Origin of the sequence: Stenotrophomonas sp. EMP41 (assembly GCF_047495535.1) — a bacterium.
GTDB lineage: Bacteria > Pseudomonadota > Gammaproteobacteria > Xanthomonadales > Xanthomonadaceae > Stenotrophomonas > Stenotrophomonas sepilia.
Map to the genome: position 1 here is coordinate 3194770 of NZ_CP179923.1, position 12618 is coordinate 3207387.

Here is a 12618-nt window from a genome sequence, read left to right on the forward strand (position 1 = left end):
GCGCAGTGTCGAATCACCGGTACCCCTGCACCTGCTTCCTCAGCAGATGCGGCACGATCAGCCGATGCACCGGTGCAACCGGCAGCATGTACACGCGCCCGAACGCGTTGTGCGTATGCACCACGGTCGCCACTTCCAGCACGTCGCCCTGCCACTGCAGGGCCAGCTGCACACGCAGGTGGCGGTCGTCGTCTTCCAGCACGATGGCATCGTCATCCAACGACTGCAGGGTGAAGATGCCCAGCCGTTGCCCCGGATGCGGCTGCGCGATGTCCTGCACCGCGCACAACGAGCCCAGGTGCTTCATGCCGAGCAGGCGCATGCCGCGATTGCGCAGCGCCATCAGCCCATCGAACCAGCCGGGAATGGTCGCGGCCATATCGCGATAGGCCTGCAAGGCCGAACGCCCATCACGATGGGTCGTTGCCTGGCAGGCATGCACGAAGTCGGCGCCGGCCAGCTGTGGGCGCAGGACACTGCCCACGCTCGGCGGGCCGGTCACTACCTGCAGTGGACTCACGGCTTGGGCCCCTGCCCCTCGTTGTCTTCCCAATGCAGGATGCGGCGGGTGACGAAGCGGTAGACCGGCTTGCCGGTGGCGAACCACAGTTCGCGCACCCACGAGGTGCGCTTGAGCACCCGCTTCTCCACCGGGGTGAGCGACTCGCGGCAATACATGCGCTTGTGCTTGAGCAGGTGGCGCAGGTCCTCGCGGGCCAGCAGGCGCATCCAGCGCGAGCGCGGGTTGCCGATCACCGCCAGCTGGAAGTCGATCAATGCCGGGCGGCCGTCCTCGGTCACCAGCCAGTTGGCTTCCTTGGCCAGATCGTTGTGGGCCACGCCGCGCCGATGCAGCTGCTGCAGCAGGCGACGCGCGGCGCGGAACCAGGCCAGGTCGCCACGCGGTGGGCGCTGGTACATGGCGTCGCCGGCCATGAAACTGCGGTCGAGATGATGCCCATTCCACGCCAGCAGCTGCGGCACATCGGCCATGCCGTGGATATGGCGCAGCGCGCGCGCTTCGCGGCGGGCCAGCCACCAGGCCGGCAGCCGCAACCACAGTGGTGTGGCGCCCAGGTCACGGCGTACGAAGGGGCCGGCCGGCCCTTCCACACGGAGGATGCGACCGAAGCTGTCGGCCTTCAAAGCATGCGGTGGCGTGTCTGGCGTATGCGGCATGGGCCCATTCTAGGCGATGGCGCCGGTTGCAAACGGTCACCAAGCGGCTGGGAACCAGTCACCTTCACGCCCCTATAATCGGGCAATGGACTCTTCATGGATCGACGCCACGCTCGCGTGGATTGCCGCTCACCCCGTGCTGGCGGGTGCCGTTATCTTCCTCATCGCCTTCTGCGATGCGGTGATCATTCTCGGTGCCATCGTGCCGGCCCTGCCGCTGCTGTTCGCGGTGGGCGTGTTCATCGGACTGGGCCAGATCTCCGGGCCGTACGCGGTGGCCGCAGCCGCACTGGGCGCGTTCGCCGGTGATGGCATCAGTTACTGGATCGGGCGCCGCTGGGGTGACCGCCTGCGTGGCGTGTGGCCCTTCAGCCGTTACCCGCAGCTGCTCGACCGCGGCGAAAACCTGTTCCGCCGCAATGCCTTCAAGAGCATCCTGGTGGCACGCTACGTCGGCGCGATCCGGCCGTTCGTGCCCGCCATCGCAGGCATGATGAAGATGCCAGCGAGCCGCTATGTGCAGGCCAGTGGTATCGCCAGCATTTCATGGGCGGTGCTGTTCCTGGCCCCGGGCTGGATTCTTGGCGAGGCCTATGACGCGGTGGCCGCGGTAGCCGGTCGGCTGGTGGTGGTGGTCGGCCTGCTGGCGGTGATCCTCGGCCTGGTCTGGGCCATTGTGCTGTACGGCTACCGCTGGTCGGCCGCGCGCATGGACAACTGGCTGGCACGCCTGCTTGACTGGTCCAACCGCCATCCGACGCTGGGCCGCTACACCGTCGGTGTGCTGGACCCGAAGCGGCGCGAGTCGGTGCCGCTGGCGATGCTGGCGCTGATGCTGCTGGTGCTGGGCTGGGGCTGGTTCGCGCTGCTGACCGTGGTGGTCGCGCATGGCGAGCCACTGGCGATCGACCTGCTGGTACACCAGGCCATGCTGGCCCTGCGCAACCCGCTGGCCGATTACCCGATGGCCGCGCTGGCGTCGCTGGGCGCCTGGCAGGTGCTGCTGCCGGCCACTGCGGCGGCGATGGGCTACCTGGTCTGGCGCCGGCGCTGGATGGCGGCCGCACACTGGCTGGCCGCGCTTGCCTTCGGCCTCGCATTGACCATGCTGCTCGGTGCCACCGTCGATGTGGTGCGCCCGGTCGACGCCAGCAGTGGCTTCGGCTTCCCGTCGGTGTCGGTGACGATGGCCACCATCACCTTCGGCTTCTTCGCGGTGCTGATCGCCCGCGAGATGCCCGGCCGCACCCGCGTCTGGCCGTACCTGGTGTCGGGCATCGTGGTCAGCCTGATCGGTTTCTCGCGCCTGTACCTGGGCGCGCATTGGCTGAGCGACGTGATCGGCGGCATGTTGTTCGGCACGTTCTGGCTGCTGGTGCTGGGCATCGCCTACCGCCGCCGCTTCAACCGCTCGTTCTGGGTGAAGCCGGTGGCATGGCTGTTCTACGGCGTCTTCGCCGTCGCCGCGATGTGGTACGCACCGCGCAATATCCCGGTGAAGCTGGAACGCTTCGAGCCGACCTTGCCGGCCCCGCAGGCAATGGACACGCAGGCCTGGTGGCAGCACGACTGGGCGACACTGCCGGCGCGCCGCAACGAGTTCGACGACGACCAGCGCTGGCCGCTGGACGTGCAGGTGGCCGGTCCGCTGGCACCGCTGCAGGCACAACTGGAAGCGCGCGGCTGGAAGCGGCAGGAGCAGGCCGGCTGGCAGCAGGCGCTGCTGATGCTGGACAAGAACACCGGCGCTGATGAACTGCCGGTGCTGCCGGCGACGCTGGACACCCGCGTCGAGGCGCTGCTGATGGTACGCACGGGTACACACCGTGATGAGCGCTACGTACTGCGCCTGTGGCCGGCCCCTGCGCAGTTGCAGCCGGGCAACACGCCGCTGTGGCTGGGCAGTGCGCAGACCCTGCGCTACGAACGCCATTTCGAGTGGATCGGCATGTGGCACCCGCTGCGTGGCGTCGACCCGGCATTGAATGCCGTGAAGGACGCCGTGCAGGACCTGCCGCAGCGCGAGGACGTGCACAGCGAAACCGGGTTGCCGGTGCTGCGGTTGAAGACCACTACGCCCTAAGGGGGACGGTGCGCGATCACCCACTGTCGCGCCGGCCCATGCCCGCCTGCGCTTCGCACGATCCAACACGCCGAGCATGGGCTCGGCGCTACAGTAGATCCACGCCATGCGTGGATGGCTGCTACGGCATCCAGCCCAGCAACTGCTGCAATCGCTGGTGCGGGTCGTCCATCTGTAGCAGCTGCAGGCGCTGCTGCTCGCTCAGCGGCAGCAGTTCGGCCAGCCGCCAGCCGACCCAGCTGGCCTGGTCCAGCAGCGCCGGATTGGCCGGCGCATAGGCCTCGCCGGCCTGCTCGATGATGTGCCCCAGCACCGTGGCCAGCAGTGCATGCTGCGGCCGCAGTTCGTCATCGGGGTCTTCCTCGCACCAGCGCACATCAGCCACCACCAGGCCGTTGTCGCGCACGCGGGTGCGCTCGACATGGAAGCGACGGGTGCCGCGCAGGCGCAGCTGCAGCACGCCGTCGGCGCCGACATCGAAGTCTTCGATGCGTACCTGCACGCCAAAGGCAGCCGGTGTCGCCGGTGCGCCGACCTCCTCGCCCTCGAGGATCAGGCAGACACCAAATCCCTCACCACTGCGGCCGCTGTCGCGGACCAGGTCCAGATAGCGCCGCTCGAACACGCGCAGGCCCACCGCTGCACCCGGTACCAGCGCGGTGTGCAGCGGGAACAGCGGCAGCGAGCCGTCGCCGCTCATCGGGCCTGCAGCGCGGCGAGGAAGCGTCGCGGGGCACCGTCGAAGCCACCGTTGGACATGAATACCACGTGGTCGCCACTGCGCGCGCTGGCCTGCAGCTGCGCCAGCAATGCGTCGGTATCGGGCACCGCGTGGGCCTGGCCACGCACCGCGGCGATCACCGCCGCAGCATCCCAGGCCAGTTCCGGGCGATGCAGGAACACCACTTCATCGGCCAGCGCCAGCGAGGGAGCCAGCGCCTGCGCATGTGCGCCCAGCCGCATCGAGTTGCTGCGTGGCTCCATCGCAACCACGATGCGCGCATCGCCCACCTTGGAACGCAGGCCCTCCAGCGTGGTGGCGATCGCGGTCGGATGGTGGGCGAAATCGTCGTAGACGGTGATGCCGTCATGGCTGCCGATCACTTCCATGCGGCGCTTGACGCTGCGGAAGCGTGCCAGCGCCGGGATCACCTCGGCCGGCGCCACGCCCACTGCGTGCGCGGCGGCCAGCGCGGCCAGCCCGTTGAGCACGTTGTGGCGGCCCAGCAGCGACCATTGCACGTCGCCCAGCGCCTGCCCACGATGGTGCACGCGGAAGGCGCTGCCATCGGCGGCCAGCAGCTCGGCATGCCACTCCAGCGCCGGATCGAATCCGAAACGCTCGACCGGGGTCCAGCAGCCCATCGCCAGCACTTCGGCCAGGTACTGATCCTCGCCGTTGACGATAAGCCGCCCACGTGCGGGTACGGTACGCACCAGATGGTGGAACTGGCGCTGGATCGCGGCCACGTCCGGGAAGATGTCGGCGTGGTCGTATTCAAGGTTGTTGAGGATGGCCACCAGCGGCCGGTAGTGCACGAACTTGCTGCGCTTGTCGAAGAAGGCCGTGTCGTACTCATCGGCCTCGACCACGAACTCGCGGCCCTGGCCCACGCGGGCGGAGACACCGAAATCCTCGGCGACACCGCCGATCAGGAAGCCCGGCGAGCGCCCTGCACTTTCCAGCAGCCAGGTGAGGATGGTGGTGGTGGTGGTCTTGCCGTGGGTACCAGCCACGGCCAGCGTGTCGCGCCCCGGCAGCACCTGCTCGGACAGCCACTGCGCGCCGGAGATATAGCGCTGGCCGGCATCGAGCACGGCTTCCACGGCGGCATTGCCGCGCGACAGTGCGTTGCCGATCACCACCTCGTCGGTGCCGGCCGGCACGCTGTCGGCACGGTAGCCCTGGTCCAGGATGATGCCCAGCTGTTCGAGCTGGGTCGACATCGGCGGGTAGATGGCCTGGTCGCTGCCGCTGACGGAATGCCCGAGTTCCCGCGCCAGGGCGGCCACGCCGCCCATGAAGGTGCCGGCAATTGCAAGGATATGTACGCTGCTCATGACCGAGGATTGTGACCGATGACGGCTGTATAGGGCCAATGTCCGCTATCGGGTAAGACAACCCCTACACGGGATGTGAGAAAACTCCAATGAGCTGTCAGGGAATTCCCGATAGCGATGTTCTGTGAACCCGGACACAATTCGAACTGCCAGCCGCAGTACCCGAACCGGTCCTACTCCCCAAGAGGCCATCCCCAAGGGAGCTCATGCTGCGGGGCCCTGAGCAAGCCCTTCGCTGGCGCCTATCAAACGACACAGGCCTGATCCTCGCGGACCAGGCCTGTGTTTTTTGCGCCCGAAGGACCGGAAGCATGCCGGCCCCGCCGGATCAGGCCTTGATCGCTGCCAGGATGCGGGCTTCGATCTCGTCCAGCTCACCGACGCCATCGACGCGGGCCAGGGTGCCACGGCCGGCGTAGAAATCGACCACCGGGGCGGTCTGGTCGTTGTAGACCTGCAGGCGCTGGCGCACCGCTTCCGGGTTGTCATCGGCGCGGCCCTGCTCCTTGGCGCGGCCGGCGATGCGGTCGACCAGCAGCTCGGTGGGCACATCCAGCTGCACCACTGCGTCCAGCGGCTGGCCGATCTTGGCCAGCAGGCCATCCATCGCATTGGCCTGGGCCACGTTGCGCGGGTAGCCATCGAGGATGAAGCCCTTGGCGACATCAGCCTGGGTCAGGCGCGACTCCAGCATGCCCAGCAGGATGTCGTCCGACACCAGGTTGCCGGCATCCATCACCGTCTTGGCCTGCTTGCCCAGCTCGGTGCCGGCGGCGATTTCCGCGCGCAGCATGTCACCGGTCGAAATGTGGGCGATCCCCAGCTTTTCCTTCAGGCGCGTCGCCTGTGTCCCCTTGCCCGAACCGGGCGGTCCCAACAGAACCAATCGCATTGACCTGACTCCAACGTGTTGAAAACAAAGAAGGTTCGCGTCCCGGACGGTCCGGTATCGCTGCACCGCAATAGCGCCACTTTACCGCATCCGGGTAATGTCCCTGCAATGTCCCTTCCCCCGAACAGGTAGAAGCATGCGCAACGGTACCCTCCTTTATGCCCAGTCCGGCGGTGTCACCGCCGTCATCAATGCCACGGCGGCAGCGGTGATCGAGCAGGCCCGGGCCAAGGGCATCAAGGTCCTGGCCGCCCGCAACGGCATCCTCGGCGCCCTGCGCGAGGAGCTGATCGACACCAGCAGAGAGAGTGCGGCCGCGATCCGCGCCCTCGCCCATACCCCGGGCGGGGCCTTCGGTTCGTGCCGGGTCAAGCTGAAGTCGCTGGACGCCGACCGCGCCCGCTATGACCGCCTGCTGGAGGTGCTGCGCGCGCATGACGTGCGCTGGTTCCTCTACAACGGTGGCAACGACTCGGCCGATACCGCGCTGAAGGTCTCGCAGCTGGCCAAAGCCTCCGGCTACGACCTGACCTGTATCGGCGTGCCCAAGACCATCGACAACGATCTGGCGGTGACCGACACCTGCCCCGGCTTCGGATCAGCGGCCAAGTACACCGCGGTCTCGGTGCGCGAGGCGGCACTGGACGTGGCGGCGATGGCCGAAACCTCCACCCGTGTCTTCATCTACGAGGCGATGGGCCGCCACGCCGGCTGGCTGGCCGCCGCCGCGGGCCTGGCCGGCAACGGTGATGACGAAGCGCCGCACATCATCCTGCTGCCCGAGCGCGCCTACGACGAGGGCGCCTTCCTGGCCAAGGTGAAGGCGGTGGTCGAGCGTGTCGGCTACTGCGTGGTGGTGGCGTCGGAAGGCATCGCCACCGCTGATGGCCGCTTCGTTGCCGATGCCGGCGGTGGCAAGGATTCGTTCGGGCACGCGCAGCTGGGCGGCGTGGCCGCGCACCTGGCCGGCCGGGTCAAGGATCAGCTGGGCCTGAAGGTGCACTGGGCCCTGCCCGATTACCTGCAGCGCTCGGCCCGCCACCTGGCCAGCAGGACCGACTGGGAGCAGGCGCAGGCGGTGGGCAAGGCCGCGGTGCAGCTGGCACTGAAGGGCCAGAATGGCGTGATGCCGGTGATCGTGCGCAGCAGCGATGCACCGTATCGCTGGAAGATCGAAGCCGCGCCGTTGTCGAAGATCGCCAACCACGAGAAGAAGATGCCGGCCGGTTTCATCCGCCGCGATGGCTTCGGCATCACGGCCAGGGCGCGCGCCTACCTGTCACCACTGATCAGGGGCGAAGCACCGCTTCCCTATGGCACCGATGGCCTGCCGAAGTACGTCACCCTGAAGAACGTGGCGGTGAAGCAGAAACTACCGGCCTTCGAAGGCTGACCTGAAAAAGGGGACGGAGGGGATTAAGTCGCATACGCCCCTCTGTCATCTCCAACAGCATCAGCAGTGGGTCGGATACGACTTAATCCCCTCCGTCCCCTTTTCATGGAGATCATCATGGCACTGCGTGTTGTTCGACTCGGTACGCCGCGCCAACCCGGCGAGGGGCTGCGCATCGGCACCGTTCGGCGCCCACCGCGCGGCGTGCCGCGCAGCGAGTTCGCCCGACAGGACTGGTACGACGTCTGGTTTCCGACTCTGTCCCCCAGCGCGGAGCTGGTGAAGCGGGCGCATGAGGCAACGACGGCGGCCGACTGGACCGCCTTCTTCCGCCATTACAAGGCCGAGATGAAGGCGGCCGATGCTGCCCACGCGCTGGACCTTCTGGCCGCGATGTCGCACCACAGCGACATCAGCGTGGGCTGCTACTGCGAGGATGAAGCGCACTGCCACCGCAAGGCATTGCGCGAGCTTCTGGTGGCGCGGGGAGCAATGCTGGCGGATTGATCAGCCGGTTGCCGGCCAGCGGCCGGCACTACCCCCGTGGATGCCTGGGCGCAGCGCCGGCGCCATCTCAATTGCAGGCCTTGCCTTCCATCTGCAGTTGCGCGGCGAACATCGTCACCTGCGGAATCTGGCCGGCGGCGGCCTGCTTCTTCGCCTCCTCCAGGTAAATGCGCGACTGGCCCTGGCCGTCCAGCTCAACCTTGTTGCTCGACGGCAGACGCCACACCCGCACCACTGCCTGCTGGGCTGGGCACGCCGCGTTCGGCACGCGGATCACATCGTTGAGTTTCCAGCCCTTGTCCGCACTTGGCTGCGCCTTGGTGTAATCGACGAAGCGCGCGCGTGGCTGGCACTGTTCGCTGGTACGCACGGCGGAGAAGCGGTAGGGCGCGGCGGCGTCGCCGGTGAACGCACCTTCCAGCCGCGCGCAGGCCTCGGGGATCTGGCGCAACGTATGCACCGCACCCACCGCCTGCGGCGCGCCCACGGCACGCTGCAGTTCCGGGGTTTCCGCGGCGAAGGCCGGCACGGCCGGGACCAGGGCGGCAAGCATCAACAGGGACAGGCGCATGGGGGATCTCCTACGGGACTGTGCGCAGGCTTGCAGAGACTGGCTTAACGGGGTGCAAAGGCCGTTGGCTCGCGAATCATGCCCATGGCCCGACGGCATGCGCCGCGGCTCCGAGGAGCCAGTCGAGCATGGCTCGACTCTGCAAGTGGCGGCACGCATACTGCGGGCACCAGGGAATGCTGAACACCGCCATACGTCGGACGACCGCCAAGGTCGGTACGGGTTGGTTCCAGGCTGCAGCCCGTCGTCCCCCTCGTGGTGCCGTTCATCGCCACTGGATGCCTACATCCATTCTGCGGAGGGGTCTAATGCTGGAACGTCACGGGCTGTCACTGGCGCTGGGCTGCGCCATTCTCGCGATCCTGTTCGGAATCGTCTCGGCGCGCTGGATCCTGCGCCAACCCACCGGCAATGCACGCATGGTCGCGATCGCCACCGCGATCCAGGAAGGTGCGCGTGCCTATCTCAACCGCCAGTACCTGACCATCGGCATCGCCGGCGTGGTGCTGTTCGTGCTGGTCGGCATCTTCCTCAGCTGGTACACCGCGATTGGTTTTGCAGTCGGCGCGGTGCTGTCCGGCGCCGCCGGCTACATCGGCATGAACGTGTCGGTACGCGCCAACGTGCGTACCGCAGAGGCGGCGCGCAACGGCATCAGCGCGGCGATGGACGTCGCCTTCCGCGGCGGCGCGATCACCGGCATGCTGGTGGTCGGGCTGGGCCTGCTGGGCGTGGCCGGCTACTACGCACTGCTGTTGCAGATGGGGCTGCCGATGGAACAGGCGCTGCATGCGCTGGTCGGCCTGGCCTTCGGCTCCTCGCTGATCTCGATTTTCGCGCGGCTGGGGGGTGGCATCTTCACCAAGGGCGCCGACGTCGGCGCCGATCTGGTCGGCAAGGTCGAAGCCGGCATTCCCGAAGACGATCCGCGCAACCCGGCGGTGATCGCCGACAACGTCGGTGACAACGTCGGCGACTGCGCCGGCATGGCGGCCGACCTCTTTGAAACCTATGCAGTCACCGTCATCGCCACCATGCTGCTGGGCAGCCTGATGCTGGCCGAAGCCGGTGCCAATGCCGTGCTGTATCCGCTGGTACTGGGCGGCGTGTCGATCATCGCTTCGATCATCGGCGCGCTGTTCGTCAAGGTGAAGCCAGGCGGCTCGATCATGGGTGCGCTGTACAAGGGCGTGATCGTTTCCGGCGTGCTGGCCGCCATCGCCTTCTACCCGATCACCACCGGACTGATGTCCGACAACGTGCATGGACCGATGGCGCTGTATGGCTGCGCGCTGATCGGCCTGGTCCTGACCGGCCTGATCGTGTGGATCACCGAGTACTACACCGGCACCCAGTACAAGCCGGTGCAACACGTAGCACAGGCCTCGACCACCGGCCACGGCACCAACATCATCGCCGGACTCGGCATCTCGATGAAATCCACCGCGCTGCCGGTGGTGGCGGTGTGTGCGGCGATCTGGGGTGCGTTCGCACTGGGCGGCCTGTACGGCATCGCCATCGCCGCGACCGCCATGCTGTCGATGGCCGGCATGATCGTCGCCCTCGATGCCTACGGCCCGATCACCGACAACGCCGGTGGCATCGCCGAAATGGCCGAGCTGCCTTCGGAGATCCGCGACATCACCGATCCGCTGGATGCGGTGGGCAACACCACCAAGGCCGTGACCAAGGGCTATGCGATCGGCTCGGCGGCGCTGGCGGCACTGGTGCTGTTCGCCGACTACACCCACAACCTGCAGGCAGCCCATCCCGGCCAGGAGTTCCGCTTCGATCTCAGCGACCACACGGTGATCATCGGCCTGTTGATCGGCGGCCTGATTCCCTACCTGTTCGGTGCGATGGCGATGGAAGCGGTCGGCCGCGCGGCAGGTGCAGTGGTGGAAGAAGTGCGCCGCCAGTTCCGCGAGATCCCCGGCATCATGCAGGGCACCGGCAAGCCGCAGTACGACAAGGCGGTGGACATGCTGACCCGCTCGGCGATCCGCGAAATGATCGTGCCCTCGCTGTTGCCGGTCGCCGTGCCGGTGGTGGTCGGCCTGCTGCTGGGGCCGCGCGCACTGGGCGGCCTGCTGATCGGCACGATCGTCACCGGCCTGTTCGTGGCCATTTCGATGACCACAGGCGGCGGCGCCTGGGACAACGCCAAGAAGTACATCGAGGATGGCCACTTCGGTGGCAAGGGCAGCGAAGCGCACAAGGCCGCGGTGACCGGCGATACCGTTGGTGACCCGTACAAGGACACCGCCGGCCCGGCGATCAACCCGCTGATCAAGATCATCAACATCGTGGCGCTGCTGCTGGTGCCGCTGCTGTAGAGCCACGCGACGCGCGGATGGCAGGCTTGACCGGGTGGGATCCCTTTCCTGCGGAAAAGGGATCCCACCCCGCTGGCGATCACCGCCCGGGCCCGGTCAGCAGGCAGCATCGTCTCGGGTTCCAGCGGTATCGGGGGATGCGGTGCGGCGGCGGGCCGCGCGAGGATCGTTGGCGTCGTCCACTTCCACGACCGGATTGGGCTCCAGTCGCGGTGCCGGCCGGCTGAGCACGTAACCGGCGCTGGCGGCAAAGAACAGGCCCACGCCGAGCAACAGGCGCCACGACGGATGCGCACCCCAGCAGAACAGGGCAAAGCCCACCGCCATGCCTGCACTGGCAAACGCCTTGCCCTTGCCCGACACGGCACCCTGCTCGCGCCACAGCCGCAGCGACGGGCCGTAGCGTGGATGCGCCAGCAGGCGCTGCTCGAACGTCGGCGAGCTGCGTGCGAAGCAGCCCACCGCAAGGATCAGGAAGATGGTGGTCGGCATCACCGGCAGCAACGCGCCGATCACGCCGAGGCCGACCATCGCCCAGCCCAGCGCGAACCAGAGCCAGCGCATCAGCGCTGCACCTGTGGGCGCGCGCCGGGCATCAGGCGAATTCCACTTCGACGTGGCCGTGCACGCTGCGGAACGCGGCGTCGGCCGCATCGATCACCTGCTGCTCCTGCTCGCCACTCAGCGGCACCGCGTCCAGCGCGGCGGTGAACTCGCGCCAGTGGCGCGCTGCGCCATCGGGATGGGCGGCCAGGTGGCGAGCGCCGAAATCACGGTGCAGGCCGAGCGTGGCCGCCATCTTGTACAGAATGGTGCCGCCGAGATTGGAACCTTCAGCCACGTACAGCCAACCCAACGCAGTGGGCAGCGCGAGGTCCGAGGGCAGCGCGTCGATGTCCGCGCCAGGCAGGGTCTGCTCCAGGTCCTGCAGGTCGCGTGCGACCTGTGTCAGGCGCCGGCGCCCTCCGAGATCGGGCAGCAATGCGTCCAGGGCAGGGTTGGCATACAGCGCATCGATGCTGCGGTGGAAGCGATACTGCACGCGCAGGAAACGGGCGAAGTTGCTGCGGTCGGCGAAGATGTCACCGGCCATGATGCGCTTGTCCAGCGCACCGTGGCTGTCGCGTGTGGCGGCCTTGAGCCGCAGGCTGCGGCTGTCTTCGGGAGCGATGTGTGCGTTCATGGGGGAATGCCAGGAGGGTCGTCCTGCTGTAGACGTCCGCCGCAGGGGTTTCCCCAAGCCCATGTGCGCCGATAATGGGCCATCCCCTTCTTCCACCCGGAACCGATGATGATCACCACCGAACCGCGCATGACCAACCTGTTCCTGCAGCTGGGCCTGGACGCCAGCGCCGAGGGCATCGCCCGCTTCATCCGCGAGCACCAGCTGGCCACCGACGTTGAAGTGTTCGAAGCGCCGTACTGGAACGATGCCCAGCGCCAGTTCCTGTCCGAGTCGCTGCAGGCTGATGCGGCATGGACCACCGTGGTGGACGAGCTGAACGAGTCGCTGCACGAAGATGCGGTGAAGGCGGCGACCGGGCTTTAAGTGCCTGGCGGAAGGCGCTGGGCAAGGCCCGGCGCTACCGTCGCCTC

Annotated in this window: 13 protein-coding genes; 5 read left to right on the forward strand and 8 right to left on the reverse strand. The window is 67.5% G+C overall.

The genetic code is table 11. The features are described from left to right. Nucleotides 1-13: 13 nt before the first annotated feature. Entirely contained in the window at nt 14-520 is a 507-nt protein-coding gene (locus ACMGRF_RS14730) for a DUF2867 domain-containing protein (protein ID WP_134709804.1), read from the reverse strand. Beyond that, nucleotides 517-1179: a serine/threonine-protein kinase gene (locus ACMGRF_RS14735; RefSeq protein ID WP_049413709.1), complete on the reverse strand. Its 663-nt coding sequence runs from the start codon at nt 1177-1179 to the stop codon at nt 517-519. Before ACMGRF_RS14735 ends, ACMGRF_RS14730 begins: the two co-directional genes overlap by 4 nt. A gap of 85 nt (nt 1180-1264) precedes the next feature. Here ACMGRF_RS14735 and ACMGRF_RS14740 point away from each other — a divergent pair, with 85 nt between their 5' ends. Beyond that, nucleotides 1265-3262: a bifunctional DedA family/phosphatase PAP2 family protein gene (locus tag ACMGRF_RS14740; protein WP_049413708.1), complete on the forward strand. Its 1998-nt coding sequence runs from the start codon at nt 1265-1267 to the stop codon at nt 3260-3262. Nucleotides 3263-3383: 121 nt separating this feature from the next. On the opposite strand, the gene ACMGRF_RS14745 is transcribed toward ACMGRF_RS14740, so the two are convergent. From ACMGRF_RS14745 to ACMGRF_RS14755, 3 genes are all read right to left on the reverse strand, one after another. Continuing rightward, nucleotides 3384-3962 (reverse strand): LON peptidase substrate-binding domain-containing protein, encoded by a 579-nt coding sequence (locus ACMGRF_RS14745; protein ID WP_005419042.1) that lies wholly within the window; start codon nt 3960-3962, stop codon nt 3384-3386. Then, the gene (mpl, locus tag ACMGRF_RS14750; RefSeq protein WP_049413707.1) at nt 3959-5323 is read right to left on the reverse strand and encodes a UDP-N-acetylmuramate:L-alanyl-gamma-D-glutamyl-meso-diaminopimelate ligase; all 1365 of its coding nucleotides are present in this window, start codon (nt 5321-5323) and stop codon (nt 3959-3961) included. Before mpl ends, ACMGRF_RS14745 begins: the two co-directional genes overlap by 4 nt. A 328-nt stretch (nt 5324-5651) precedes the next feature. Then, nucleotides 5652-6215 carry an adenylate kinase gene (locus tag ACMGRF_RS14755; RefSeq protein ID WP_005419045.1) on the reverse strand — a complete coding sequence of 188 codons (564 nt, stop codon included), beginning with the start codon at nt 6213-6215 and terminating at the stop codon, nt 5652-5654. A gap of 136 nt (nt 6216-6351) precedes the next feature. Here ACMGRF_RS14755 and ACMGRF_RS14760 point away from each other — a divergent pair, with 136 nt between their 5' ends. Both ACMGRF_RS14760 and ACMGRF_RS14765 read left to right on the forward strand, forming a co-directional pair. Then, nucleotides 6352-7608, forward strand: a complete 1257-nt coding sequence (locus ACMGRF_RS14760) for a 6-phosphofructokinase (protein ID WP_262223004.1) — start codon at nt 6352-6354, stop codon at nt 7606-7608. Between the two features lie 117 nt (nt 7609-7725). Next, entirely contained in the window at nt 7726-8115 is a 390-nt protein-coding gene (locus tag ACMGRF_RS14765) for a DUF488 domain-containing protein (RefSeq protein ID WP_049413703.1), read from the forward strand. Between the two features lie 67 nt (nt 8116-8182). Here the strand turns inward: ACMGRF_RS14765 and ACMGRF_RS14770 are convergent, their stop codons facing one another. Further along, nucleotides 8183-8686: a hypothetical protein gene (locus ACMGRF_RS14770; protein ID WP_049438804.1), complete on the reverse strand. Its 504-nt coding sequence runs from the start codon at nt 8684-8686 to the stop codon at nt 8183-8185. Between the two features lie 308 nt (nt 8687-8994). Here ACMGRF_RS14770 and ACMGRF_RS14775 point away from each other — a divergent pair, with 308 nt between their 5' ends. Next, nucleotides 8995-11022 (forward strand): sodium-translocating pyrophosphatase, encoded by a 2028-nt coding sequence (locus tag ACMGRF_RS14775; RefSeq protein WP_111096652.1) that lies wholly within the window; start codon nt 8995-8997, stop codon nt 11020-11022. 96 nt (nt 11023-11118) lie between these two features. On the opposite strand, the gene ACMGRF_RS14780 is transcribed toward ACMGRF_RS14775, so the two are convergent. Continuing rightward, nucleotides 11119-11586, reverse strand: a complete 468-nt coding sequence (locus ACMGRF_RS14780; RefSeq protein WP_049413699.1) for a YbaN family protein — start codon at nt 11584-11586, stop codon at nt 11119-11121. Nucleotides 11587-11617: 31 nt separating this feature from the next. Continuing rightward, a complete protein-coding gene (locus ACMGRF_RS14785) occupies nt 11618-12205 on the reverse strand; it encodes a biliverdin-producing heme oxygenase (RefSeq protein ID WP_049438802.1) in 588 nt (195 codons plus the stop codon). Nucleotides 12206-12313: 108 nt separating this feature from the next. Here ACMGRF_RS14785 and ACMGRF_RS14790 point away from each other — a divergent pair, with 108 nt between their 5' ends. Next, nucleotides 12314-12571 (forward strand): DUF2789 domain-containing protein, encoded by a 258-nt coding sequence (locus tag ACMGRF_RS14790; RefSeq protein WP_049413695.1) that lies wholly within the window; start codon nt 12314-12316, stop codon nt 12569-12571. Nucleotides 12572-12618 lie beyond the last annotated feature (47 nt).

Excerpts from the sequence above, each read along its gene's own strand:
- ACMGRF_RS14735 (WP_049413709.1), bottom strand. The coding sequence starts at position 1,179 with ATGCCGCATACGCCAGACACGCCACCGCATGCTTTGAAGGCCGACAGC.
- ACMGRF_RS14740 (WP_049413708.1), top strand. The coding sequence starts at position 1,265 with ATGGACTCTTCATGGATCGACGCCACGCTCGCGTGGATTGCCGCTCAC.
- ACMGRF_RS14745 (WP_005419042.1), bottom strand. The coding sequence starts at position 3,962 with ATGAGCGGCGACGGCTCGCTGCCGCTGTTCCCGCTGCACACCGCGCTG.
- mpl (WP_049413707.1), bottom strand. The coding sequence starts at position 5,323 with ATGAGCAGCGTACATATCCTTGCAATTGCCGGCACCTTCATGGGCGGC.
- ACMGRF_RS14755 (WP_005419045.1), bottom strand. The coding sequence starts at position 6,215 with ATGCGATTGGTTCTGTTGGGACCGCCCGGTTCGGGCAAGGGGACACAG.
- ACMGRF_RS14760 (WP_262223004.1), top strand. The coding sequence starts at position 6,352 with ATGCGCAACGGTACCCTCCTTTATGCCCAGTCCGGCGGTGTCACCGCC.
- ACMGRF_RS14765 (WP_049413703.1), top strand. The coding sequence starts at position 7,726 with ATGGCACTGCGTGTTGTTCGACTCGGTACGCCGCGCCAACCCGGCGAG.
- ACMGRF_RS14770 (WP_049438804.1), bottom strand. The coding sequence starts at position 8,686 with ATGCGCCTGTCCCTGTTGATGCTTGCCGCCCTGGTCCCGGCCGTGCCG.
- ACMGRF_RS14775 (WP_111096652.1), top strand. The coding sequence starts at position 8,995 with ATGCTGGAACGTCACGGGCTGTCACTGGCGCTGGGCTGCGCCATTCTC.
- ACMGRF_RS14780 (WP_049413699.1), bottom strand. The coding sequence starts at position 11,586 with ATGCGCTGGCTCTGGTTCGCGCTGGGCTGGGCGATGGTCGGCCTCGGC.
- ACMGRF_RS14785 (WP_049438802.1), bottom strand. The coding sequence starts at position 12,205 with ATGAACGCACACATCGCTCCCGAAGACAGCCGCAGCCTGCGGCTCAAG.
- ACMGRF_RS14790 (WP_049413695.1), top strand. The coding sequence starts at position 12,314 with ATGATCACCACCGAACCGCGCATGACCAACCTGTTCCTGCAGCTGGGC.